Annotated in this window: 21 protein-coding genes; 11 read left to right on the top strand and 10 right to left on the bottom strand. The window is 71.0% G+C overall.

All coding sequences use genetic code 11. The annotated features are described in order from the left end of the window. Nucleotides 1–56: 56 nt before the first annotated feature. On the top strand, nucleotides 57–830 hold the full coding sequence (locus tag OHS16_RS22410) for a peptidoglycan-binding domain-containing protein (RefSeq protein ID WP_328539026.1): 774 nt from the start codon (nucleotides 57–59) through the stop codon (nucleotides 828–830). Between the two features lie 129 nt (nucleotides 831–959). Continuing rightward, nucleotides 960–1,613, top strand: coding sequence for an HAD-IA family hydrolase (locus OHS16_RS22405; RefSeq protein ID WP_328539025.1), 654 nt, complete (start codon nucleotides 960–962; stop codon nucleotides 1,611–1,613). A 56-nt stretch (nucleotides 1,614–1,669) separates the two neighbouring features. Here OHS16_RS22405 and OHS16_RS22400 read toward each other — a convergent pair whose 3' ends face one another. Beyond that, nucleotides 1,670–2,251, bottom strand: coding sequence for a TMEM165/GDT1 family protein (locus OHS16_RS22400; protein ID WP_328539024.1), 582 nt, complete (start codon nucleotides 2,249–2,251; stop codon nucleotides 1,670–1,672). Nucleotides 2,252–2,494: 243 nt separating this feature from the next. Continuing rightward, on the bottom strand, nucleotides 2,495–3,223 hold the full coding sequence (locus OHS16_RS22395) for an ABC transporter permease (protein ID WP_328539023.1): 729 nt from the start codon (nucleotides 3,221–3,223) through the stop codon (nucleotides 2,495–2,497). Between the two features lie 188 nt (nucleotides 3,224–3,411). On the opposite strand from OHS16_RS22395, the gene OHS16_RS22390 reads away from it, so the two are divergent. The 3 genes from OHS16_RS22390 to OHS16_RS22380 all read left to right on the top strand — a co-directional run bounded on the left by OHS16_RS22390 (nucleotide 3,412) and on the right by OHS16_RS22380 (nucleotide 6,696). Beyond that, entirely contained in the window at nucleotides 3,412–4,053 is a 642-nt protein-coding gene (locus OHS16_RS22390) for an HNH endonuclease family protein (protein ID WP_328539022.1), read from the top strand. A gap of 62 nt (nucleotides 4,054–4,115) precedes the next feature. Beyond that, nucleotides 4,116–5,816, top strand: coding sequence for an alkaline phosphatase D family protein (locus OHS16_RS22385; RefSeq protein WP_328539021.1), 1,701 nt, complete (start codon nucleotides 4,116–4,118; stop codon nucleotides 5,814–5,816). Nucleotides 5,817–6,063: 247 nt separating this feature from the next. After that, nucleotides 6,064–6,696 carry a DedA family protein gene (locus OHS16_RS22380; protein WP_328539020.1) on the top strand — a complete coding sequence of 211 codons (633 nt, stop codon included), beginning with the start codon at nucleotides 6,064–6,066 and terminating at the stop codon, nucleotides 6,694–6,696. On the opposite strand, the gene OHS16_RS22375 is transcribed toward OHS16_RS22380, so the two are convergent. From OHS16_RS22375 to OHS16_RS22365, 3 genes are all read right to left on the bottom strand, one after another. Beyond that, nucleotides 6,653–6,904: a DUF2277 domain-containing protein gene (locus OHS16_RS22375; RefSeq protein ID WP_328539019.1), complete on the bottom strand. Its 252-nt coding sequence runs from the start codon at nucleotides 6,902–6,904 to the stop codon at nucleotides 6,653–6,655. The two genes, OHS16_RS22380 and OHS16_RS22375, sit on opposite strands and share 44 nt — an antisense overlap. Before the next feature lie 10 nt (nucleotides 6,905–6,914). Beyond that, the gene (locus tag OHS16_RS22370; protein ID WP_328539018.1) at nucleotides 6,915–7,871 is read right to left on the bottom strand and encodes a sigma-70 family RNA polymerase sigma factor; all 957 of its coding nucleotides are present in this window, start codon (nucleotides 7,869–7,871) and stop codon (nucleotides 6,915–6,917) included. Nucleotides 7,872–8,059: 188 nt separating this feature from the next. Further along, nucleotides 8,060–9,436, bottom strand: coding sequence for a DUF1254 domain-containing protein (locus OHS16_RS22365; RefSeq protein WP_328539017.1), 1,377 nt, complete (start codon nucleotides 9,434–9,436; stop codon nucleotides 8,060–8,062). Between the two features lie 386 nt (nucleotides 9,437–9,822). Here OHS16_RS22365 and OHS16_RS22360 point away from each other — a divergent pair, with 386 nt between their 5' ends. After that, nucleotides 9,823–11,031, top strand: a complete 1,209-nt coding sequence (locus OHS16_RS22360; protein WP_328539016.1) for a beta-1,3-glucanase family protein — start codon at nucleotides 9,823–9,825, stop codon at nucleotides 11,029–11,031. A 52-nt stretch (nucleotides 11,032–11,083) separates the two neighbouring features. Here the strand turns inward: OHS16_RS22360 and OHS16_RS22355 are convergent, their stop codons facing one another. Together OHS16_RS22355 and OHS16_RS22350 are read right to left on the bottom strand one after the other, a co-directional pair. Next, nucleotides 11,084–12,985 (bottom strand): NAD-binding protein, encoded by a 1,902-nt coding sequence (locus tag OHS16_RS22355; RefSeq protein WP_328540939.1) that lies wholly within the window; start codon nucleotides 12,983–12,985, stop codon nucleotides 11,084–11,086. A gap of 106 nt (nucleotides 12,986–13,091) precedes the next feature. Then, nucleotides 13,092–14,645, bottom strand: a complete 1,554-nt coding sequence (locus tag OHS16_RS22350) for a hypothetical protein (protein ID WP_328539015.1) — start codon at nucleotides 14,643–14,645, stop codon at nucleotides 13,092–13,094. Nucleotides 14,646–14,705: 60 nt separating this feature from the next. On the opposite strand from OHS16_RS22350, the gene OHS16_RS22345 reads away from it, so the two are divergent. After that, nucleotides 14,706–15,449 carry a TetR/AcrR family transcriptional regulator gene (locus OHS16_RS22345; RefSeq protein WP_328539014.1) on the top strand — a complete coding sequence of 248 codons (744 nt, stop codon included), beginning with the start codon at nucleotides 14,706–14,708 and terminating at the stop codon, nucleotides 15,447–15,449. A 27-nt stretch (nucleotides 15,450–15,476) separates the two neighbouring features. Here the strand turns inward: OHS16_RS22345 and OHS16_RS22340 are convergent, their stop codons facing one another. Then, nucleotides 15,477–15,983: a nitroreductase family deazaflavin-dependent oxidoreductase gene (locus tag OHS16_RS22340; RefSeq protein ID WP_328539013.1), complete on the bottom strand. Its 507-nt coding sequence runs from the start codon at nucleotides 15,981–15,983 to the stop codon at nucleotides 15,477–15,479. 182 nt (nucleotides 15,984–16,165) lie between these two features. Beyond that, complete coding sequence (locus tag OHS16_RS22335; RefSeq protein WP_328539012.1) at nucleotides 16,166–16,762, bottom strand: cysteine hydrolase family protein; 597 nt, start codon at nucleotides 16,760–16,762, stop codon at nucleotides 16,166–16,168. Nucleotides 16,763–16,836: 74 nt separating this feature from the next. On the opposite strand from OHS16_RS22335, the gene OHS16_RS22330 reads away from it, so the two are divergent. Then, nucleotides 16,837–17,865: a GlxA family transcriptional regulator gene (locus OHS16_RS22330; protein WP_328539011.1), complete on the top strand. Its 1,029-nt coding sequence runs from the start codon at nucleotides 16,837–16,839 to the stop codon at nucleotides 17,863–17,865. Between the two features lie 195 nt (nucleotides 17,866–18,060). Further along, nucleotides 18,061–18,612 carry an isochorismatase family protein gene (locus OHS16_RS22325; protein WP_328539010.1) on the top strand — a complete coding sequence of 184 codons (552 nt, stop codon included), beginning with the start codon at nucleotides 18,061–18,063 and terminating at the stop codon, nucleotides 18,610–18,612. A 21-nt stretch (nucleotides 18,613–18,633) separates the two neighbouring features. Here OHS16_RS22325 and OHS16_RS22320 read toward each other — a convergent pair whose 3' ends face one another. Further along, entirely contained in the window at nucleotides 18,634–20,244 is a 1,611-nt protein-coding gene (locus tag OHS16_RS22320) for a TROVE domain-containing protein (protein ID WP_328539009.1), read from the bottom strand. A gap of 876 nt (nucleotides 20,245–21,120) precedes the next feature. Here OHS16_RS22320 and OHS16_RS22315 point away from each other — a divergent pair. Both OHS16_RS22315 and OHS16_RS22310 read left to right on the top strand, forming a co-directional pair. Continuing rightward, nucleotides 21,121–21,843 (top strand): class I SAM-dependent methyltransferase, encoded by a 723-nt coding sequence (locus tag OHS16_RS22315; RefSeq protein ID WP_328539008.1) that lies wholly within the window; start codon nucleotides 21,121–21,123, stop codon nucleotides 21,841–21,843. A 429-nt stretch (nucleotides 21,844–22,272) separates the two neighbouring features. Further along, nucleotides 22,273–23,124, top strand: a complete 852-nt coding sequence (locus OHS16_RS22310; protein WP_328539007.1) for a phosphotransferase enzyme family protein — start codon at nucleotides 22,273–22,275, stop codon at nucleotides 23,122–23,124. Nucleotides 23,125–23,134: the final 10 nt, after the last annotated feature.

Genomic DNA, 23,134 nt, shown 5'->3' with positions numbered 1-23,134 from the left:
GCACTCCATCCTGGTGCTGCGGCATAATCGCCGCGAGTTCAAGGGGGGTGGCCACAGTGAGCCATGAGGATTTTGAACCGCTGCGGATACGGCCGTACGTCACGCTGCCCGATCCCGAGCCGGATCCGGCGGACGACGTCGTGGGTGCCGCGTACCCGACCGTGCCGATCGCGGCGGCACCGGTGCTGGAGGCGGAGGCGGCCGGCCCGCCTGATCCGCCGCGGCCGCCGGGCAGGAGGCGAAGACCGTTCACCGTGATCGCGGGCGGAGTGGCCGCGGTGGCCGCTCTGGGCACGGTGGCGTTCGCCGGAGGGCTGTTCTCCGCCGATGACACCGTGCGGGACCAGGCGCTGCCGGACACGGCCAGCAGCACACCCGACGATCCGGTGCCCCCGCCCGCCGCGCCCCCGTCTGCGGCGTCGGCGACCCCGTCCGCGGCTCCACCGGCCGCCAGGCCCCCGAGGCCCGTCACACCGTCCGCGCCGGCCGCCCCCGCCCCACGCGCCTCGGCCTCCCCCACCGCCGCTGCGTCCCCCTCGCCTTCCGCGCCCACCGCACGGGCCACCGCGGAGATCAGCAGTCCGGCCACCCGGGCACCGTCCGCCGCCGTACTGCAGCTGGGCGACAGCGGGCCCGGTGTCGTCGAACTGCAGCAGCGGATGAACCAGGTGTACGTCTACCGTGCGGCACCCGACGGCAGGTACGACGCCGATGTCGAGGACGCGGTGCGCCAGTACCAGTCGTGGCTGGACATCCGGAGCGATCCACCCGGTGTCTACGGGCCCGAGACCCGGCAGGCCCTGGAAGCGACGACCCAGGAACCCCGGTGAGTCACCGGGCAGGCTGGCGCGACCCCCGCTCCGTTTTGTATCCTGCTGAAACAAAGTGGTTCCGCCCGCACTCCCTGACCGGCGGGCGGGGCCGCCTTGTCTCTGCTCACGCCCTCCTGGAGTCCCCTGATGACCGTCCTGAACGCCCGCGCCCTGCTGCTCGACATGGACGGCACCCTGGTGAACTCCGACGCCGCCGTGGAGCGCGTCTGGAGCCGCTGGGCCCTGGCGCACGGCCTGGACCCGCACGAGACCCTCAAGGTCGTGCACGGCCGCCAGGGGTACGCGACCATGGCCGTACTTCTCCCGGACCGCCCGGTCGAGGAGAACTACGCGGACAACCGCGACATGCTGGCCCAGGAGACCGCCGACACCGAAGGCGTGGTGCCGGTTCCCGGCGCCACGGAGTTCATGGCTTCCCTCGCCGGGGTGCCGCACGCCCTCGTCACCTCGGCCGACGAGGCGCTGGCGACGGCCCGCATGACGGCGGCGGCCCTGCCGATGCCGTCGACCCGGGTCACCGCGGAGGGTGTGGGCGCCAGCAAGCCGGACCCGGAGGGCTTTCTGAAGGGCGCGGCCGAGCTGGGCTTCGCGCCCGCGGACTGCATCGTCTTCGAGGACTCCGAGGCCGGTATCACCGCAGGCCGGGCCGCCGGCATGCGGGTGGTGGGTGTCGGCCCGCGGGCCGCGGTGCACGCGCCCACCGCGCAGGTGGCCGATCTGACCGGGGTCCGCGTCGAGCCGGCCGCCGACGGCACCCTGAACGTTCACATCACCGCCTGAGGACCCCCGCACGGCGCGGCGGGCCCGCACCCCCTTGGTGGGGCCCCGCCGCCGCGTCAGCCGGCGATCGCCTCGTAGATGCTGAATCCGGCGAGCACCAGCATCAGACCGGCCGCGATCCTCGTGATCAGTTTGAGCGGCACACGCCTCATCAGCGTCCGGCCACCCACGATGCCGAGCCCGGCGACCGCCCAGAGCGCCAGCACCGCGCCGATGCCCACCGATACCGGGCTGTCGTAACGCGCCGCCAGGTTGGCCGTCATGATCTGGGTGAGGTCGCCGAACTCGGCGACCAGGATGAGCATGAAACCGGCCCCGGCCACCCTCCAGAAGGACTGGTCCGACGGGGCCTTCACCTCGTCCTCCTCGTCGTCCCCCTTGAAGAGCAGCATCGCCGCTCCGGCGAGGAAGAGGGCGCCGACGATCGCCTGGAGCAGCCGGTGCGGAACAAGGGTCAGTACGCTGCCCGCCGCGATGGCCAGCGCGACATGGACGGCGAAGGCCGCCGCGACGCCGACGAAGACATACGAGGCGCGGTAGCGGGTGCCCAGCATCAGACCGGCGAGCGCGGTCTTGTCGGGTAGTTCGGCGAGAAAGACCACGCCGAAGGTGATCGCCAGGATGGTGAAGCTGAACACGGGTTGACGTCCTCGATCGGTCGGGGCTGCCCGTGCCGAGAAGATCCGTCTCAGAGAAGAACCCGGAGAAAAGGGGTCGCTTCGGCACGGCAGCGTCAATGGAAACACTGCGGCCGAAGGTCTCGCTGGCGGGTCTCCTCAGAGATCCGCCTCCGGGCGCCGGCCGAACCGAGGTTCAGCAGTATGTCGACGTTCCGGCGAAGAGCTACTCCCCTTCTGCTCCATCCAGGGTACGGCACCGGCTCATCGGTTCAGGCGCCCCCTGGCCACCAGCTCCAGCACCAGGGCGACCGCCACCGCCTGCACGGCACACAGCGCGACGAGGACGAAAAGCTGAACGGCCCCGGCCTTCACCGGGGAGGCGCCGCCCAGCAGCATGCCCACGAAGGCGCCGGGGAGTGTGACGAGACCCACGGTCCTGGTCTGGTCGAGTCCCGGCAGCAGCGCGTCGGCCGCTGCGGGTCCGGCTATCTCCAGGCGGGCCTCACGGTCGAGCAGCCCGAGCGCCATGCCTGCCTCGACCTCCCCCCGTCGCACGGCCAGTTCGTCGAGCGCGCGCCGCCCGCCGAGCACCGTCGCGGTGAGCGCACCGCCGACGAGGATCCCGGTGACCGGAATGACCGCGATACCGCGCAACGGCACCAGCCCGGTCAGCAGCAGCACGCCCACCACCGGGAAGACTCCGGCGGCGATGGGTACCGCGGCCCACCACCAGGTCCGGTTCTGTGTGATGCGGCGCCCCGCGGTCCGTACCGCGACCGCGTACATCAGGGCCACGAAGCCGAACGAGAGTCCGGCCCTCACCACCCAGCCGATCAGCAGCGCGACACCCGCGAGCTGCACCGCCGCGCGGAGTCCCGCGGTAAGGATCTCGCGGGCGCGGCCGAGGTGCGCGAGGGCGGCCACCGACGCCGCGACCACCAGCAGCACGGCGAGAACGACCCCGAGAGTCACATCGACCGGAAGCAGCACGCGCCAACCGTACGGCGGCGCAGGGGATTCGGCGGTGCCGGAGCTTGTCGTATCCGCAGCGTCCCAGCTCTTGATATGACGTGCTCATGTCGCCACTCTGTTACCTGGCGCCCACCCCACGGAAACCCGGCGCCTCCATGCTGAGCGAGCAGGACCGGTCAATACCCCTCCACCCCACAGGAGTTCGCATGTCAGGTGTCTACGCGCGTCGAATAGCCGTCCTCGCCGCGACCGCCGGCCTCACGGTCGCCGGACTCGTCACCGCACCCTCCGCCCAGGCGGCTCTGCCCACTCCGGTGAGTGCGTCGACCGCGCGGTCCTATCTCAGCTCTCTCACCGTCGCCGCCGAGGGCTCGACCGACGGCTACAGCCGAGACAAGTTCCCGCACTGGATCACCCAGTCCGGCTCCTGCGACACCCGCGAAGTGGTGCTGAAGCGCGATGGCACCAACGTCGTTCAGAGCTCCACCTGCGCGGCGACCAGCGGTAGTTGGTATTCCGAGTACGACGGTGCGACCTGGACCGCGTCCGGGGACGTGGACATCGATCACATGGTCCCGCTGGCCGAAGCATGGCGCTCGGGTGCGAGCAGCTGGACCACGGCGCAGCGGCAGGCGTTCGCCAACGACCTCACCCGCCCGCAGCTGATCGCCGTCACCGACAACGTCAACCAGTCCAAGGGAGACCAGGACCCGGCGAGCTGGCTGCCCTCGCGCACCGCGTACCAGTGCACCTACGTGCGGGCCTGGGTGCAGGTGAAGCACTACTACAACCTCACTCTCGACTCGGCCGAGAAGACCGCACTCCAGGGCGTTCTGAACGGCTGCTGACCCGCCGCGTGACCACCTCCTGCGTCGTTCCGTACGGTACGGAACGACGGAGGAGGATATTCATGGCCGAACTGCGACTGGGACCACTGCTGAGGTACGTCGACTGGGACCGGGGGGAGTCCGCGACCATCTGGGTCGAGGCCGACCGTGCCTGCACGGCCGAAATACGGTGCGCGGACGGTGCGGGAGGCTCGTCGGGCACCTTTCTGATCGCCGGGCACCACTACGCGCTGGTGCCGGTGACCGGCCTGGCCCCGGGGACCGACACCGCGTACGAGGTGCTGCTGGACGGCGCGAAGGTGTGGCCGCCGGCCGAGTCGGACTTCCCGGACAGCACCATCCGCACCCCGCTGCCCGGCGCCGACCGGGTGCGGGTGTCCTTCGGCTCCTGCCGGTGGGCCGCCCCGGTCGGCGGTCCCGGCCGCTCCCCGGTGTCAGCGCCCGGCCCGCACAAGGGGGACCCGGTCGGGCCCGACGCCCTGGACACGCTCGCCGTCTCGCTCGCCGCCGACCCGTCGGCCGAACGTCCGGATGTCCTTCTGCTGCTGGGCGATCAGGTGTACGCGGACGAGGTCTCCCAGGACACCAGGGACTGGCTGGCCACCCGCCGCGATCTGAGCGTCCCGCCCGGCGCACAGGTCGCCGACTACGAGGAGTACACCCGCCTCTACTACGAGTCCTGGCTCGATCCCGAGGTGCGATGGCTGCTGTCCACCGTCCCCAGCTGCATGATCTTCGACGACCACGACGTGATAGACGACTGGAACACCAGCGCGGCCTGGCTGGCCGAGATGCGCCGTACGCCGTGGTGGCAGGAGCGGATCCTCAGCGGGCTGATGTCCTACTGGGTGCATCAGCACATCGGCAATCTCTCCCCCGAGGAGCTGGCGGCCGACAAGCTCTACGCCGCGGTGCGCGACGTACCGGACGGCACCGGCCTGCTGCGGGAGTTCGCGGCCTCCGCGGACAACGAGCCGTCCCTGCACCGCTGGAGCTACCGCCGCGACTTCGGCCGGACCCGGCTGGTGATGGTCGATTCCCGTGCGGGCCGGGTGCTGGAGGAGCAGAACCGTTCGATGATCGACGCCGTCGAGGCCGACTGGCTTCGCCGGGAGACGCTGGACGGGCCGGGAACCTACGACCATCTGCTGGTCGGGACGTCACTGCCCTGGCTGCTGCCCCCGCTGATCCATGACGCGGAGAGCTGGGACTCGGCGCTGTGCGGCGGGGTGCGCGGCGAGCGCTGGGCCCGCCGGGGCGAGAAGCTGCGCAGAGCGGCCGACCTGGAGCACTGGGCCGCCTTCCCGGAATCCTTCGACCGGCTGACCGGACTGATTGCCAGGGCGGGCACCGGTGACGGGGCGCCGGCCACGATCTGCGTGCTGTCGGGCGATGTGCACCACGCGTACATCGCCGAACCGCACTGGCCCTCACACCCGGGGAACACAGGACCGGCAGCCCGGGTGCTGCAGTTGACCTGCTCCCCCGTGCACAACAAGGTCCCGGCGTACATGAAGTTCGGCTTCCGCTTCGGCTGGAGCAGGGCGGGCCGCGCCCTGGGACGGGTGCTCGCGAGGCACGGGCGGGTGGGCGAACCGCCGGTCCGCTGGCACAACGCCGGCGGACCCTGGTTCGGCAATCAGCTGATGACGCTGGACCTGCGCGGCCGGAGGGCCGGACTGCGGCTGGTGCAGGCGCGCGGGGAAAGCAACGGCGCCCGTCTGGAGACGGTGCTGGAAAGGGACCTGACGGCAGACCACTGAGCCCGGCCGGGCCGGCCCTGTCCGCCGGCCGCCCGGTACCACCACACCGAGGCGCACATCCGAGCGAAAACGTACGAACACAGACGATCCGGGAGGTGCCACGGGACCCGGAACAACACGGCGGAAACACCAGGCGTACGCTGTACGGCTGTACTGCCGCTGCTGCCTTTCCCGAGCTCTTCTCGAGCAGGGGGCTGTTCGATTCCCTGCGAGACGCGGCCTTGACAACGATACGGGGGAGTTCCGAGTGCTGGAGAGCGTGCGGTCGCTGACCGGCAGTCCATGGATCTATGCCGTCGTCGCGCTCTCGGTCGTCCTCGATGTGTTCGTACCGGTGCTGCCGAGCGGGGTGCTGGTGATCACGGCGGCCACGGCGGCCGCCGCGGGCTCCACCACGGTCGCGGGTCAGGTCCCGCACAACGTGCCCGATCTGCTGGCCCTGATGGTCTGCGCGACCGCCGCCTCGGTGCTGGGTGATCTGGTGGCGTACCGGCTGGCCTGGCGTGGCGGCGAACGTCTCGACCGGGCCATCGCGCGCTCCCGCCGGCTGACCCGGGCGCAGGAACGTCTCGGCACGGCGCTCGCCAAGGGCGGCGGACTCCTGGTCGTCATCGCCCGCTTCGCACCGGCAGGCCGCTCGGTGGTCTCGCTCGGCGCGGGTGCGGCGCACCGCAAAGTGAAGGAGTTCCTGCCCTGGTCCGCCCTGGCGGGTGTCGCCTGGGCGGGCTACAGCGTGGGACTCGGCTACTTCGGCGGCCAGTGGCTGGGAGCCGGCTGGCTGGGCACCGCGGTATCCGTCCTCTCCCTGTTCGGCGCGGGCTCGCTGGCCGCGCTGCTCATGCGCCGACCGGACGCACCGGCTCCTGCGCCGGCTTCGTGACCCCTCTGACCTCCAGCTGGTCGAGCAACCGCTGCGTCGCCCCGGCGATCTCGTCCACAGCCCGGTCGAACACCTCCCGGTTGTGGGCGGCGGGCGCCCGGAAGCCGGAGACCTTCCGTACGTACTGAAGCGCGGCGGCCCTGATCTCCTCCTCGGTCGCTTCTTCGGGGAGGACGGGCGGGCGGAGAGTCTTGATACTGCGGCACATACCTCCAGTCTCACTCGATTCCGGCGAACTTGTCGGGGTTGGTGATGGAGTAGATGCCCTGCACCCGGTCGCCGTCCGGTGACAGGTCGATGACCAGCACGGAGAACAGCGAGCCCGCCGAATACACCAGCGCTGAGGGTCCCCCGTTGACCCGCTGGTAGCGGATGTCCAGACCTGCCAGCGGCCGGGCGGTGCGGGCCACCAGCAGCTTGGCCACCCTGGCCCGGCCGTGGATCGGCCGGCGTCCGGCAGCCGCCCCCTTGCCGCCGCCGTCGGCCCACAGGGTCACCTCGGGCGCCAGCAGCTCCATCAGTGCCTCCAGGTCCCCTCCGAACGCGGCGGCGACGAAACGCTCGGTCACTTCCTGACTGAGCCGGGGGTCGGCCCGGAAGCGGGGGCGGCGGGCCTGGACGTGTTCCCTGGCCCGGTGGGCGAGTTGACGTACCGCGGCGGGGGTACGGCTCAGGACGGCCGCGGTCTCCGTGTGCGCGTATCCGAACACCTCGTGCAGCACGAACACCGCGCGCTCCAGCGGTGTCAGGGTCTCCAGGACGACGAGCAGCGCCATCGAGACCGACTCGGCCCTTACGGCCAGTTCGGCCGAGTCCACCGGCCCGGTGTCCGGCACCAGCGGGGTCACCAGCGGCTCGGGCAGCCACGGCCCGAAGTACGCCTCGCGGCGTTTGCTGATCGCGGCCTGCCGGGCCAGCGCCTTGTTCACCGCGATCCGCACCAGATAGGCGCGCGGGCTCTCGATGCCGGGCGCATCGGGCGCCGCACTCCTGGCGGCCCAGGCCAGCCATGTCTCCTGGAGCACGTCCTCGGTGTCCGCGACACCGCCGAGCATGTTGTAGACGATGGAGAAGACCAGCTCACGATGGTCCACGAACACCCGGGTCGCGACGTCGGCCGCATCCGCGGGCGCGGTGCCGGGGCGCGCGGTGCCGGGCGCCGGAATCTCGGTCATCGTGGGTCCTCCTGTCGCCGTTTCCCGTCGAGAGCACCACGGAGGAGGGAAGTGTGACATCGGGATGCGCGCATGTGACCCAGGTCTCACCCCGTCCGGCAGGGCGCCGGTGTCCCGCGCCCGCCGTTCCGGGCGACAGGTCGCTCCCGGGCGCAGCGTCACGTCCAGGCGGAGCGTCGCTCCGTACGTCAGGTCCGGGCAGTACCTCCGGCCGGCCCCGGGCGGCCGGTCCCGCGGACCTCGATACGCGGGATCCGGTAATCCCCGTCCAGCACCGGCTGCCGGGGGGTGTAGAGCCGCAGCATGGGCCGGAAGGCGCCTTCCGGTGCGGGCAGCCAGTTGGCGGCCTCCGCGGGGTCGGCCGGCCGCTCGTGCTGGATGTACAGCGTCAGCGAACCGTCCTCGCCGTACACCAGACCCGGCGTGCGGTCCCCCACCGCGTACCGGTCGGCCGGATTGTCCGTGAGGTAGAAGTCAGGGGTGTCGTACATGGTCACGGACCAGAACGAGTCGACGGGCGGCGGGACGTCGAAGCGCAGCCTGTAGGTGTTGGCCCCGGTGAGCCACTGACCGTCGGAGTCCTGGAAGGTGTGCGCGTACACCGCCTCGTAGCCGTGGTTGCCCCACAGGGCGGTACGCGCGGCCACCGCCCTTGTCGTGTAGGACGCCTCCCGGTCCGCGATCCTCCACTCCGCGGAGTCATGGGTGCCCACCCCGTACCGGTCCAGGTTGTAGTCGAAGAGATGCGGGTCCATCTGCCACGCCCCCTGCTGCCGGCTGTCCGCCGGCGCGCGGGAGGCCTTCTCGACGCGTTCGGTGCCCCGCTTCTGGCCTTCGGCCAGCGCCCTCGCCAGGCCGGGTTCGGCGGCGGCGTAGGGCGAGGGGCCCTCCTCGAGCAGCCCCAGCGGCTGGAAGCGGTCCTGATAGGCGCGGTCGGCCGATGCGGGCGGGAAACTCGCCATCCAGACCCTGAGCTGCTCGAAGAACCGGAGTGTGGCGGGGACCCCGGGATCGGGCGCGGGCAGGCCGGTGCGGTGGCTCTCCCCGTCGAGCGGCTCCAGGGTGAACTGCCGCTGGAGCGCCCGCACTCGGGGAATGTCGTCCAGCCCCTCACAGGCGTTGCGTCCGACGACGGTGACCACCGCGGTCGGCGCGTCGATCACCCCGTCCACAGTTGCGGACGCCTCCCCCGACCAGCCCGGCGGGACGATCATCCAGGTGCCCGCGCCGGTGCCGGTGGCACGACGGCCGAGATACGCGAAGTTGTTGCTCCACACGTCGATGAACTGCAGTACGTAGTACGCGCCGGCCGTGTCGGGCACATGCAGCAGCAGCGGCCCCCCGGAGAGGTCGAGCTGTGCGATGGAGTACAGGGTGTCGTTGTTCACCGAGACGAAGTGCACCTCAGGGGTGGCCAGCCGGGAGGAGTGGGCGAACTCGTTGAAGGGCGCCGCCGGCAGGGGGCCGAAGCCCTTCGTGACGGCGTGCCGGACCATCGTGAGATCGAAGACCAGCGGGTAGCCGTAGACGTACGCCTCTGCGGCGAGTTCGGCCAGGTCGCTCATTCCGGGCTCCTGTCAGCGGCACAGGGATGCGTCCGAGTCTCCGCCCGCCCACGGAGGGCCGCCACCGCGGCGCGTCCGTTCGAGTGACGGGACGGCTCCGGACAGGCAGGTTAATGGCGGCTTAAGGCACTTTTATGCAACCAGCTTTCATAAAAAGCCGCAGCTCAGAGGTCCCGCCTGCTGGCCGCTCACCGTTGGCCCCTGCTGTCACTCTGCGTACCATCAAGCTCTGCCGGCAGCAGCCACCTTGGTTTCGAGAGCGCTCTCATCGCCTGGTCCGGCCGTGCCCGTACCGGGGCGCGGTAACGCCCCTCCGGAGGCCGCGGGCGGTTCACCGGCCGCACCGCTCCCGCACTCCCGCACTCCCGCACGGAAGGAACCACCCCATGGCACCCCGTCACCACCGCCCCATCACCCGCAGGAAGCTGCTCACCGCGATCGCCGGCGCTGCCGTCGCGGGTCCGGCTGCCGCCGTGGTCGCCCCGCACGCACTCGCGTCGGTGACGTCCGGCAGCGCGGGACCGGCGCCCCGGACGGCCGGCGCACTCCCCCTGAAGGTCGTCAACAACACCGGCTCGTACACCAATTCGTCGGTGCACCTGTACATCGTGGGCAATCAGGACGGTAAGCAGGTCCGGGTCACCCAGGACGGCGCCCTGTCCCCGGTGTCCCTGTCGGACAACGGCCCGGACGGCTTCACCGACTACGCCATCTCCCTGGCCGGCAGCGGCGCGACGACACTGTCACTGCCGTACATGTCGGGGCGCATCTACGTGGCGCTCGGCGACAAGCTGAAGTTCAAGGCCGTGGCGGACGGCAACGGGAATGCCGCCCTGCAGTACCCGGCGGGCTGGGTGAAATCCGACCCCAGCTACCCGGTGCTGCACGACTGCGCGGAGTTCACCCACAACGCGTCCGGAATGTTCTGCAACACCACCATGGTCGACATGTTCAGTGTCCCGCTGAGCATCAGGCTGACCGGCGCCAGGGACTCGACCACCGGGACACTGCGCGAGGGCGGACGCGCCCAGGCCTTCGCCGCCGTCAAGAAGTCCCCCGCGTTCGCCCCGCTGGTCGTCGACGATCTGCGCATCATCGCCCCCGGGCACGGTCTTGACGCGGGTATCTTCGCGGCGGACTACTTCGACCCGTACATCGACGAGGTGTGGAGCACCTACGCGGGCAGGGACCTCACCATCACCACCAATGCCGGGACCTTCACGGGCCGGGTCAGCGGCGGCACGTTCGGCTTCACGGGGCCGGCCCCGGTCTCCTTCGGCAAACCGACCACCCGCGACGTGCTCTTCTGCGACGGCAGGCTGGCCGCCCCCAACGACGGGACCACCGGCCCGGTCGCCGCCGTACTGGGCGCCGCGTTCAACCGCTCCACGCTGGCCGGCAGCGCCGCGCAGCCCGCCACCGACCCGGCCTCCTTCTACCGGGGCGACGTCACCAATCTCTACGCCAAGTCCGTCCACGCGGCGACAGCGGACGGCAAGGCCTACGGATTCGCCTTCGACGACGTGGCCGACTTCGCCTCCTACATCCAGGACACCGCGCCCACCGGACTTCAGCTGACCCTGACGCCCTTCTAGGTACACGTACAGGTACGGGCAGAGGTACGGGTACGGGTACGGGCGGCGCGGCTCATGGCATCGCCCTGGCCCGTGCCCGGGGCCCCCTCGCCAGGAGTTCGGCCAGGCCCTGCCGGGTCGCCGCGAGGACGACCCGGTCCTGGGAGCGCAGCACATAGCCCGGTGGCAGATTCCAGACCAGTTCGGTGCGCCGCTCCCCCGCGGCTTCAGGACGCGGCGCCGTGAGGTCGGGACGCCGCTCCCCCGGCGCCGCGAGATCCAGCGCGAGGATGCGCCAGGCTCCGGGCCGGAAGACCTCCTCGACGGTCAGCCCCTCCAGCAGTGGATGGCCCGCCACGTCGACCGCGGCGAAGAGCAGCATCGTGCGCTCAACCGGCATCGCGCCCAGGATCTGACGCCCCATCATCGCGCCGGCGAACGCGGGTGCTGCGAGCGTCGAGACACTGCGGCTGCGGGTCACGGCCCGTGGGTGGGCCGCGCGCAGCGTCCGGTAGACGGCGGAGGCGAATTCGTCGTCGAACAGCCGCATCGACACCTGGAGTTCAGGCTGCACCGTACGGGCGTACAGCGCGGCCTCCAGGTTGGTGATGTCCGCGCTGGTGACCGCGAGGAGCGCGTGCGCCCGTTCGATCTTGGCCGCCTCGAGCACCCCCTCGGTGGCGACATCACCGATCACGATCGGCACCCGGAGCCGGCGGGCGAGCGCGATACCGCGTGCTTCGGGGTCCGACTCCACGCACACCACGGGGATGTCCAGCTCGCGCAGGCTCGTCAGGACGCGTGAGCCGATCTTGCCGAGGCCGAGCAGGACGACATGGCCGGAGAGCCCCCGGGGCGGGCGGCGCAGCGCAGCGGAGGTGCGGAACGTCCCGAGCCCCTCCAGCACTGCGGCGATCAGCACCGGCAGGAGCAGCAGTCCGGTCAGCCCGGACAGCAGCTGGATCACCTGGCGGCCTGCCGGTTCCCCGATGGCAGGATCACCGATGGCGAAGAGGTCGAGCAGCGTCAGATAGGCGGCGTGCAGCGGGTTGCCGCCGGCCGTCAGCCAGGACGCGAAGGCCAGTCCGCACACCGAGGCGAGGACACCGGCGAGCGACCAGCGCAGCCTGCGGGAGAAGAGCTGCCGCAGCGGTGCTCCGCGCCCGGCCAGTCTCCCGGGTGACAGGGCGGGTCCGGTGTAGGAGACGGCCTCCAGTACGACGGTGCCCCGGCCGGTGGCCGCCCCGACGCTCTGTTCGTCGGGCAGCAGTTGCGGTCCTGCCCCGCCGCTGCCGCCGGCCGCCGCCGGGTCACCGGGTGCGGCCGAGAGGAGCGCGAGGGTGCACAGCTGAGGCCCGGCCGTCCGGCCCTGTCCCGCGGGCAGCCGTTCCACGGCCCGCAGCAGCAGCCCGTCGGCCCTGATCACCTTGCTGGTGCCGGCCACGGCGGTCGCCGCCAGCGAGGGCGCGGCGGTGTCGGCGTCCGAGAGCACGGTCGTGGAGGCGTCCACCTGGTCGTGGTCCAGGCCGGGCGCGCCGACCGCGGCCGCCTGGTCGAGCAACTGCTCCAGATACTGGCCGAGCTTGCGGTTGTAGAGCCGGATCACCAGCCTCAGCCGGGGGTTGAGGCGACGCGCGGCGAGTGCGGCCCGGATGTTCACCTCGTCGTCCTGGTGGACCAGGGCCAGCGCCGACGCCTGGGCGACGCCGGCCCTGGTCAGTGCGTCCTCGTCGAGATCGGTCTCCTCGAGCAGCCGGTCGGCGACCGCGCCGCGGTCCCCGGGCTGCGGCCTCGCGACGACGGCGGACATCCTCCCGAAGAGAGCCGACGCGCGGCCGGCCGGCACGGCCCGGGTCTGTGAGGGCGCCCCCGCGCCCCCGGCCGGCGGTACGACGAGGGTCACTCGCTCCCCGTACACCCCGCGCAGTTCCGCGGCCAGCCGGTGAGCGAGACCGCCGTCGCCGCAGACGACCATGTGGCCTTCCGCGGTGCTCTGTTGGTCCTGCTGCGGCTGCCCGGGCGGCCTCGGCTGCTGAAGTGAGTACACAGCAGCACAGACTGCCGTACCCAGATGTTCGGTTTCACCCGGGGAGCCCGGAGCCGTCCGCGCAGAGGAACAACGGTGTGACCGAGAACGGCACACGCACGGTGCGGCCCTCCCGTCCGGTGTCGGCCGAGCCGCGCCGAGGTGTCCCGATGGGTACATCGGCGCCGAACACGTCGACGGCACGGGCTGTTCCGTGCGGCCACGGCCAGTCGACGACCGTCGCCGGTCCGTCCTCCGCGCTGAAGGCGTCTCCGCGCGCCCACAGGACGTGCAACGGCCCCCGGCCCTCGCGCGACACCTCGAAGGCGTACAGACCGGGGCGGTCACCGGTACCGAGGGACCGGACACCCGAAGTGCCCCGGAGGAAGGCGGCCAGCAGGGCGAAGGTGTCCGCCGATGCGTTGCGCCGGGTGAGGCCGCCGTCGGCGTAGTCCATCAACGCCAGCTTGCCGAAGAGGAATCCCATCATGTTGAGCCGGTCGCGGTAGCCGGGGATCTCAGGGGCCAGGTTCCAGCAGACCGTACGGGTCACACCGGCGGCGATGGCCAGCACGTTGCGGGTGACGATCTGCCGGCAGTTGATGCGGTCCCGCTTCGCCGCGAGCTCCGGCGGACAGTCCTCCATGAACATCCGGAGCTGCGGGGGCAGTCGGCCGGCCCGCTCGTAGAGCGTACGCATCGTCCTGCGGTCCGGGCTCTCGTCCGGGGTCCGGCCCGCGGACCGCCCGGGATCCGCGGGGGCCGCAGAATCCGCGGGGGCCGCGGAGTCCGCATCGCCCACAGGGTCGGCGGGGGCTGCAGGGGCCGCGGCGGCGAACTCCACCATCATGGCGTGCTCGAACTCGGCCTGCGCCTCAGGGAATTCGAAGAGGGTCGGGCCGTTGTACTCGCCCGCCACCACGGGGCGTTCGTAGCCGTGGCGGCGCATCATCAGGCGCACCTCGTCCACCTGGTCCGGGATGCTGTGCGGGTCGCCGTACAGGTTGACCGAGAAGAGGTCGAAGGCATCCCGGCCGTGCTCGACGACATGGTCGAAGAACCGCCGGGCCCCGCTGCCGGCCGGGCTGGAGAGCACGTCGTGACCGCAGCCTCCCAGGATGGTCCGCGCCTGCGGGTCCGCGCCCCGCACGCTGCGGTGGAAGGCTGTCAGCTGCTCCACATAGTCCGGTGCGGTACCGGCCCACAACAGACCGGTGTTGCTGGGCTCGTTGTTGCACTGCCAGTAGTCCACCCGGCCGCGGCAGCGTGTCACGAGTGCGCCGATGAAGCGCTCGTACTGCCCGACGTCATGGGCGGGCGACGAGGGCAGGAAGCCGGCCGGCTGCCGGGTCGCCCAGGAAGAACTCGAGCAGACGGTCACCCACACCTCGTCGCCCGGATCGAGCTGGCCGAGGATCGCGTCCACGACCGTCCAGTCATAGCGGCCGGGCTCGGGCTCGACCTGGCCCCAGTAGACGTAGACCCGGGCCAGGGTGGAACCGAGCCCGCGCATCTCGGGCACAAAGCTGTCCGGCGCTCCGAACATTCCATAGCTGATCCCTCGAACGATTCCCAGACGGACCCCGTCCGGGGCGGCTGGCCGGCTCATGCGGCCTCCTCACTCTTACGTATATGACATATACTCTAGCTGAACCAATAAACTCCCACCGTGAAGGAAAATCCGGGCGGCTCACCGGCGCCCCTGATCTGGAGCCGACCGGTCACCAGACGCCGCCAGAGCCCGCTGGAGCGGGACGACATCGTGCGGGCCGCCGTCGAGCTCGCCGACGAGGGCGGAACCGGAGCCCTCACCATGGCGGCGGTCGCCAAGCGGCTCGGTCCTTTCACGCCGATGGCGCTGTACCGCCATGTGCTCAGCAAGGACGGACTGATCGACCTGATGCTCGACAGCGTCACCGCGGAGATCCCGCTGCCCGATGAGCCCGGCGGCGACTGGCGGGCGGATCTGCGCGCGGTGGCCACGGAGAGCTGGGCGATGGTCAAGCGGCACCTCTGGTACGCCCAGCTCGCACCCACCCGCCCGCCCCTGGGACCGCACCTGATGCGCCGCACCGAGTTCGTGCTGGGGGTGCTGGTAGGACAGGGCGCCACGGTCGGCGAGGCCATGACCTACGCAGCCCTGCTGGACCGGCACGTCCTGGGCAGCGCGCAGCAGGAGGCGGAAGAGCTCGCCATGCGGCGCCGCTACGGGCTGCACACCGCGGAGCAGCTCGGTGAGGCCATCACAGCGGCCCGGGAACTCGCGGCGGCCGGCGGGCGCCATCCGCTCCTGACGCAGTGGATGGGCTCCCCGTCGGGAGCCACCATGGACGAACAGTTCGAACTCAGCCTGGCGTTCCTGATCGACGGCATCGCCACCCGGCTGCCGGGCACCGGCCGGCGGCATCACTGACCGGACGTCCGCGGCGCCCGGTCCCGCTCACCGTTTCGGAGAGCGTGCCGCGACCTCCAGCCTCACGAACGGGATCCGCTCCCCCGCCGCCCGGAAACTCGCCACGCTGCCATCGGTCCGGAAACCCATGTACCGGCAGAGCGCCTTCGCGGCACGCGGATGTAGCGGCGCGTAGCGTGCCATGACCTCTCCGCCCTCGGCGCCGGCCAGGAAATGCGCGGTGACGGCGTGATATCGACGGCCGATCCGGATGGTGGCCTGCGGGGTGTGCCGCAGGTTCCGGTACCACTGGGCCTGCGGTCCGAAGCCGGACGCCACCGTCCAGGACTGTGGCGCAGCGGCGTGCGTCACCACCTCGATGACGACCCGGCGGGCCAGGCCCGAAGTGCGGCCGGTGTGAATGAGCAGCATCATCCGCCCGCCGAAGAGCGATCCGAGGCCCGCCCGGTACAGATGCACCGGCGCCCTGGCGACCAGACGCTTCCAGCCGGTGGGTGGTCGGGGCCGGTTCGGCTCTGCGGGAAACACTGTCATGTCCCGTCCTCTCCAGGAGTCCGGCCGCGTCCCGGCGGCCTCGATCCCTCACGGCGTCACGCTCCCGTGCCCGGCGGGGGGGGCACGTCCGCACAGCGTAGGCACCGCTGCGAAACCGGGGGCCTGCGGCCGTCGGATCCCGGCCACCGCCACGGCGGACCGCGGACCGGCCGGCAGCCGCCCTAGGGTGCCGGCCGAACCGCCGCGTCCACCGCTTCCCCGGTCGTCACGACCGTCGCGAATCCCCCGCCGTGCAGCGACACCGCAGACGCCTGCGCCAGTTCGTCCGCGGACCGCCGCCAGCCGAACGGCCCTTCCAGATCGAAGGTGTAGGTGGCGTCCACCGCGAACACCACCTGATAGCCCAGGTTTCCACCCATCCGAGCCGTCGTCTCCACGCACATATTGGTCTGGATCCCGGCCACCACGATCTGCGAGATGCCCTGGGCCCCGAGCCACTCGCCCAGGTCAGGGCTCCCGTAGAAGGCCGAGTTGACCGTCTTGGTCACCAGCAGCTCCGGCCCCGCGCCCTTGCCCCGCCGCTGCTCGACGTACTCCTTGAACACATTCCCCGGGTGCCCCGGTCGCAGTGGCGAGTCCGGCCCCGCCGAGTCGTGCCGTACGAAGACGACCGGGCGCCCGGTGGCCTGCCAGGTGTCGATGAGCGATGCGATGTTCCCGTCGGCATCCGGATTGTTGCGCGGCCCCCAGAAGCCCAGGTCCTCGAATCCCTGCTGCACATCCACCACGACCAGCGCCGCGTTCTCTTTGATCTCCATGCACACCATGCTGGTGCCGGGGCCCGGCAGCGCCCAGAGGAACATAAGTCAGCGATCGATGGTTTACTGCCGATGTGCCAGCCCGTACCCCTGCCGATCCCCGGCCGCACCGGATCGCCCTGGTCTGTTTCCCGGGCATCCGGGCCTTCGACGTCTCCGTCATCAACGAGGTCTGGGGCACGGACCGCACCGACCGCGGGGTGCCCGCCTTCGAGCTGCGGCGGGTCGCGGCAGATGCCGCACCCGTCCCGATGCGCGGCGGGCTCGCCCTCGCCCCCGACCGCACCCTGGACTGGCTGGCCCGCGCCGACCTGGTCCTGGTCCCCGGGCTCGACGACCACCTCACCCGCGCCCCGGAACCCGTACTCGAAGCCCTGCGCCGCGCACACGGCCGGGGCACCACCGTCGCCGCACTGTGCGGCGGGGCCTTCACCCTGGCGCAGGCCGGACTCCTGGACGGCCGACGGGCGGTCACGCACTGGAATCTGGCCGAAGACCTCCGCGCCCGGCACCCCCTCGTCACCGTGGAACCTGAGGCCCTCTTCATCGAGGACGGCGCCATCTGGACCGCCGCCGGGTCCGCCGCCGGCATCGATCTCTGCCTGCACCTGGTGCGGACCGTCCACGGTGCGGAAGCGGCGGCGACGATCGCCCGCTCGATGGTCACCGCGCCGTTCCGCACCGGTACGCAGGCCCAGTTCATCGAACACCCGGTGCAGCGCACCGACCGGGACGCCGACGCCATCGCTTCGGTGCGCGCCTACGCCCTGCGGCATATCGGCGAACCGCTCGGAGTCGGCGGCCTGGCCGCCCTGGCGGGCATGTCGGCGCGTTCCTTCGCCCGTCACTTCGGGGCGGCCACCGGTACGACTCCCCTTCGCTGGCTGCTGGACCAGCGCATCGCCGCCGCCCAGAAGCTGCTCGAACACACCGATCTGCCGATGCCCGAGGTGGCCCGCCGCACCGGCTTCGGCAGTGAGATCACCATGCGCCAGCACTTCGCCGCCCGTCTGGCCACCAGCCCGCGGGCCTATCGCGCGGCCTTCACAGCACGGAAAGCGGACCGGCCCGTACGCCAGCGGCGGGCAGCCGAACCCGGGTAGAGCCCGGCCAGGGCACGGAAGGCCGCTCTCGGCTCCCAGCGTGCCCGGGTACGAGCGGGTGCCGGGTACGAGCGGGTGCCGGTACGTACGGGCGGCCTTCCCCTCCACGGACCCGGGTTTTCAGGGCGGCGTCCGGGCCGGCGCGCGGTCCGGTAGGGAGCAAGCCCCCCGCAGAGAGGCGGCTACCGTGGGCCGATGCCAACGACCTCCGCCCTCCTCGTCATAGACATGCAGAACACCCCGGTGGCGATCGCCCACCGGGGCGCCGAGACCGTCGCCGTGATCGCCAGGCTCCGGGCGCGCGCCGCATCCGCCGGTGTTCCGGTCGTGACGATCCAGCACCACGACGACGAGATGAGGACCGGTAGCGAAGGCTGGCGGATGGTCCCCGAACTCGGTCCTGCCGCCGGCGAGAAGGTCGTCCACAAGACCAGCGCGGACAGCTTCCTGGACACCGATCTCGACAGGACCCTCAAAGCGCTGGGAGTCACCGAGGTGATCGTCACCGGTTTCGCGACCGAGATCTGCGTGGAGACCACGGCGCGGCAGGCGCTGAGCCACGGGTACGACCTGGTGCTGGTCGCCGACGGGCACACCACATCGCACAGGCCCGCCTCCAGCGCGTACGTCCCGCCGGACCGGTCGATCGCGCACCACAACGAGATCTACCGGCATCTCGCTTTCCCCGGGCGGTCCGTCCGCGTACTGCGCGCGTCCGACGTGGACTTCGCGCCCGCCCTGCGGTGAACCGCGCCTGCCGCCACGCCGCTACACCCAGGGCCAGGTGGCGTCGCGGCCGGCCTCGATGAGCGGGATCGTACGGAACGCCTGGTCGGTGAGACCGCCCATGGCATGCCGGTTCCCGCCGCCGGACGGCATGGCGCCCGCCCGGTACCCGGCCATGTTCCACATGTACACGGGTACCGTCCTCGGGACGAGTTCGTCGATCTCCGTCTCGCGCATCCCGCCGTGATCGGCGCAGTTGGAGGGAAGCCATCCCGGCCGGGTCTGTTCGTCGGTGACGACGACGATCCGGTCGTGCCGGTCGAAGTGCTGCTTCACCGCCGTCGGGATGTCGGTGCCGGCGATGCGGCCGAACTTCTCGATCAGCTTCAGCACGCTGCCGCCCCTGGGAACATGCATCAGCCGGCTGGACATACCGAACTCGACGAGTGACGGGTTCGCCGCGCGCACCGCAAGCGCCGAACCGAAGACAGCGGCCTGTTCCGCAAGAGTGATGTCCGACGCGTTCGGCGTCGAGTAGCCGTATCCCGGGAACATCGAAGGGGACCTGTCGACGAGGATCAGCGTCCGGCCCGGCAGCGCGGGCACATTGGCCAGCGAGTGACCGAGCGCCTGCTCGAGCGCGTGAGCCCAGCGCAGGGACGGGGCATGCTTGTACGCGGCCCAGAACCTGAACGGCAGCATGCGAGACCGCGACACCTCTCGCGGATCGGCGATACGGGCGGCGGCCTGCGCCGCCGCGGCGTCGCGGACCCCGGCCTCGTCGAAGTTGCGGAGATTCCGGCACAGCGCCATCAGGCCCATCGACGGGATGACGGCTTCCCACGCCTCGGCATCCATCGGGCCCTGCAGCCAGCCGGCCAGCGCCTCCCAGGTCATACCCGCGGCGCGCAGCAACTCCGGCTGGGTCCCCAGGATGTGACGGCGCTGCTCGACGGGTGTCGCCATCAGCCGCTGCCGTGCCAGGAGCAGGGGCAACCGGGCGGGTATCTCGTCGCCGCGCTTCTTGCGCCGGTCGATGGCGTGCTCGAACAGGTCCCCCTGCCACGGCTTGTCGGCCGCGGGCGCCGGGTGGGCGAGGTTCAGGACATCGCCGAAGCGGTACCCCTTGGACTCGGTGTCGTACTTGAGGAGCGACCGCTCCGTGTAGAGCCGCCGCGCCGCGTCGGCCAGGCCACGCTTCACCGGCTTGGGGAGGGCCCGACCGTAGTTGCCGGTCCAGTAGCCGAGGAACTCACCGGGCTCGTCGGCACGTTGCAGGACGGAGTCGATGACCTGCCTCGAGTAGCCGGGCGCCTCGCGGACGATCCGTTCGGCCGTGAACTCCGCGGCTCCCACGAGAGCCGCGCTACGCATGTTGCCCTCGCCCCGCAGCCACTTCAGCAGACCCGCCACCCAGGCGGGGTCTTCGATGGCGAGCTCGCGGACCAGGCTCCGGTAGCGCTCGTCGCGCTCGTCACCCTTCTCGTAAAAGGCGTTCGCGCCGACGAAGTTGGACACAGCGAGGAGGAAGAGCTCCGACCTGGTGTCGCGCAGGTGCCCCGCGCCGCCCTCATGGGTTGTTGTGCGCTCGTCGACGGACGTCACCGGGGAGCCGGCAGCCGGCCGGGCACGGCGCTGGTTGAACCTGGACATGAGAGAACCCCTCGCGTGGAGGGGAAGCCCAGCAGGGGAGGTGCCCGAGATCAAGGTCGGCCGGGGAGACAAGGTGCTCTACCGCTGAGCTACGGAAGCCCGGAGCCTCCGACGGGACTCGAACCCGCGACCACCCCATGGAAAGTGGAAGTATCCCCGATCTGCGCACCGGACACCCCCCGATGCTGTGCCTCCCGAGATCAGAGTGGCGGCGGTCCTGCGGGTATCGAGCCCGCATGCCCGAAGGCATTTCACCAGAAGAAGTAACCGCAGCCTGCGCACCGGGAGATGCAAGAACCTGTGGCCTCACATTACAGGCGCCCGGGGAAAGCACGATGGAATTTCTCTTCCAACCCCGGCCGGCCCCTCTCCCACCATGTGCCGTCACCGGTGCCGCGCCGGCCCGGCCGGGGACGGGGGGTTCGTATGCCTCCGTGTACCGGCGTACAGCTGAGGGGCTGTCGCGGATCCCGCGGTCGCGGGCGTTGCGGGAAGTGAGGAGCGCGGCGGCCCGCGGCCGTCCCGTCGTACGGATTCTCGGCGCGCACCAGGTTGCTGCGCAGCGTCTTGCGCGCGCCACCACGGGAGTTCCCACCCGCGCTGAATGACAGCGCCCATGTGACCGTATTCCTTGGCACGACGGGGCCGAGGCGGGTCCGGCTCCCACCGGGGTGCGGACCCTCCGCCCACCCCGGCGCCCGGATACATCATCGAACCGGAGACACGGCCGGAGACCGCTGCACCGGACGAAGGCGGGGATTGCCGCGGAGGCTGCGGCGACAGCCCCGGCAGCGATATGAAGAAACCAAGCACGGCCCATGAGCCGTCGGCCGGACGGGCTTTGCCGGAACGGCCGATTCCCTGAGAGGACTCGCGATGGTCGACACGACCGCCTGGGACACGAACGCACGGCAGAGGCCGGAGCGGCCCCCGCATGGCGCAGGCCGGCGCACCCGGTTCGACTTCACCCAGTACCCGGACCACGGCCCCGGCGCGGACGTTCTCGGCATCGGCCCCGGCTCATCGGTCCTCGACCTCGGCTGCGGACAGGGCGGCAATCTCGCCCACCTCGCCGCCCTCGGTGCCCGCGCGGTCGGCGTGGACGCCTCGCCCGCGCAGCTGAAGGCAGCGCAAGCCCTCTGGAACGGCGCCGGCCTCGACCTGAACCTCGGGGACGCCGTGACGTACATGGAGAACACGGACGAGGACTTCGACGCCGTGTACTCGGTGTTCGGCGCGGCCTGGTTCACCGACCCGATGGTTCTCCTGCCGGCGGTCCGCAAGGCGCTGCGTCCGGGCGGGGTGTTCGCGTTCTCCCAACGACCGCCCGTCGGGAACCACTACGGCTGCCGGTCCGCACACATCGGCCGGTCCGATGGATTCGATGGGTCCAATGGGTCCAATGGGTCCTACGGGTCCGGTGGATCCGGTGGGTCCGGTGACGCTGACCCGCTCGTCATGCAGCACTGGGACTACGAGCCGCAGGCCTGGCTGCACATGCTCACGGAGCACGGATTCACGGCAGCCACCGCGGGCGTACTGGCAGCTCCGACGGGCACCCGCGAGATCGGAACACTCCTCGTGCGGGCGCTCTGCTGACCACGCGGGACCCCCCGGGCGTGCCCATCGGCGGCCTGCGGTCCCAGGGGGTGCCGTGCCCTGTCTGTCCGGCAGTTCGTCCCCCAGGTGCGGCCCCGGCCGGGCCGGACCACCCAGCGGCGGCCGGGCGGCGAGGGGATGGGGCCCTCGGTATTGCCCGGGCCCAGGAGAACCAGCGGGCCATGGCTCTCCGGGCCTTCCCGCTGCGCTGCGCTCATGGCCGCCGCCGTACGCCGCTCCGCGCCCTGCTGGTGCGTCAGGACGCCCTGGACAGCCGCAGTTGCTTGAGACTGCGGTAGTGCGCTGCTGTCCCGACGAGGCGGGCAAGTGCTGCGGCCGGGTGGCCCCGGCCCCCAACGGGGTACGGTGCCCGAGGTCGCGCCACTTGGGAAGTACGGCAGCTGTGAGCGAAAAGGGGGCCAGGCAACGATGCAGGCGTCAGAGGTCCCGCGTGCAGTAGCTGCGGCCTTGTCAGCAGCCTCATCGCTCGACCTGACAGTCGACGACGCCATCGTTGTTCATGACTCGAACAAGCTCAGTCTGCGTCTGCTGCCTTGTGATGTCCTGGCCCGCGTGGCACCTGCAGAGCACCAGGTGGCACAGTTCGAGATCGAGCTTGCTCAACGGCTTGCCGAATCCGGGAGCCCGGTGGCCGCTCTTGACCCTCGAGTGGAGCCAGGCGTATACGAGCGGGATGGCTATGTGGTCACGCTGTGGACCTACTACGAACCCGCGACGCCTCATGAGGTCTTACCAGCGGACTACGGCAATGCACTCAAGCGGCTGCATGCCGGTATGCGCACACTCGATGTCCCCACGCCGCATTTCACGGATCGAGTCGAGCAGGCCCAGCAACTCGTGGCAAGCCGCGACCGTACGCCGACGCTCGCCGACGCGGATCGCGAGCTCCTCGGCAACACCTTGCGAAGCGTGAGGCGAGCCATCACTGAGCGCGGCACAGCCGAGCAGCTCCTGCACGGCGAGCCGCACCCCGGCAACGTGCTGACCACGAAGAACGGGCCGCTGTTCATAGACCTCGAGACGTGCTGCCGTGGGCCTGTCGAATTCGACCTCGCCCATGCGCCCGATGACGTCAGCGAGCACTACCCGGGTGTCGACCGAGGATTGCTGCGTGCGTGCAGGATCCTCGTGCTGGCGATGATCACAGCATGGCGCTGGGATCGAGAAGATCAATTCCCGAACGGGCGCCGGCTCGGCACGGAGTGGCTCTGCCAGACCCGAGCAGCCCTGGATCGCAACGGGCTGGATACCGGCAGCTGATTGCGAGCCG

Origin of the sequence: Streptomyces sp. NBC_00344, from assembly GCF_036088315.1 — a bacterium.
In the GTDB taxonomy this organism is placed as follows: Bacteria; Actinomycetota; Actinomycetes; order Streptomycetales; family Streptomycetaceae; genus Streptomyces.
This window is presented reverse-complemented; position numbering and strand designations above follow the sequence as displayed.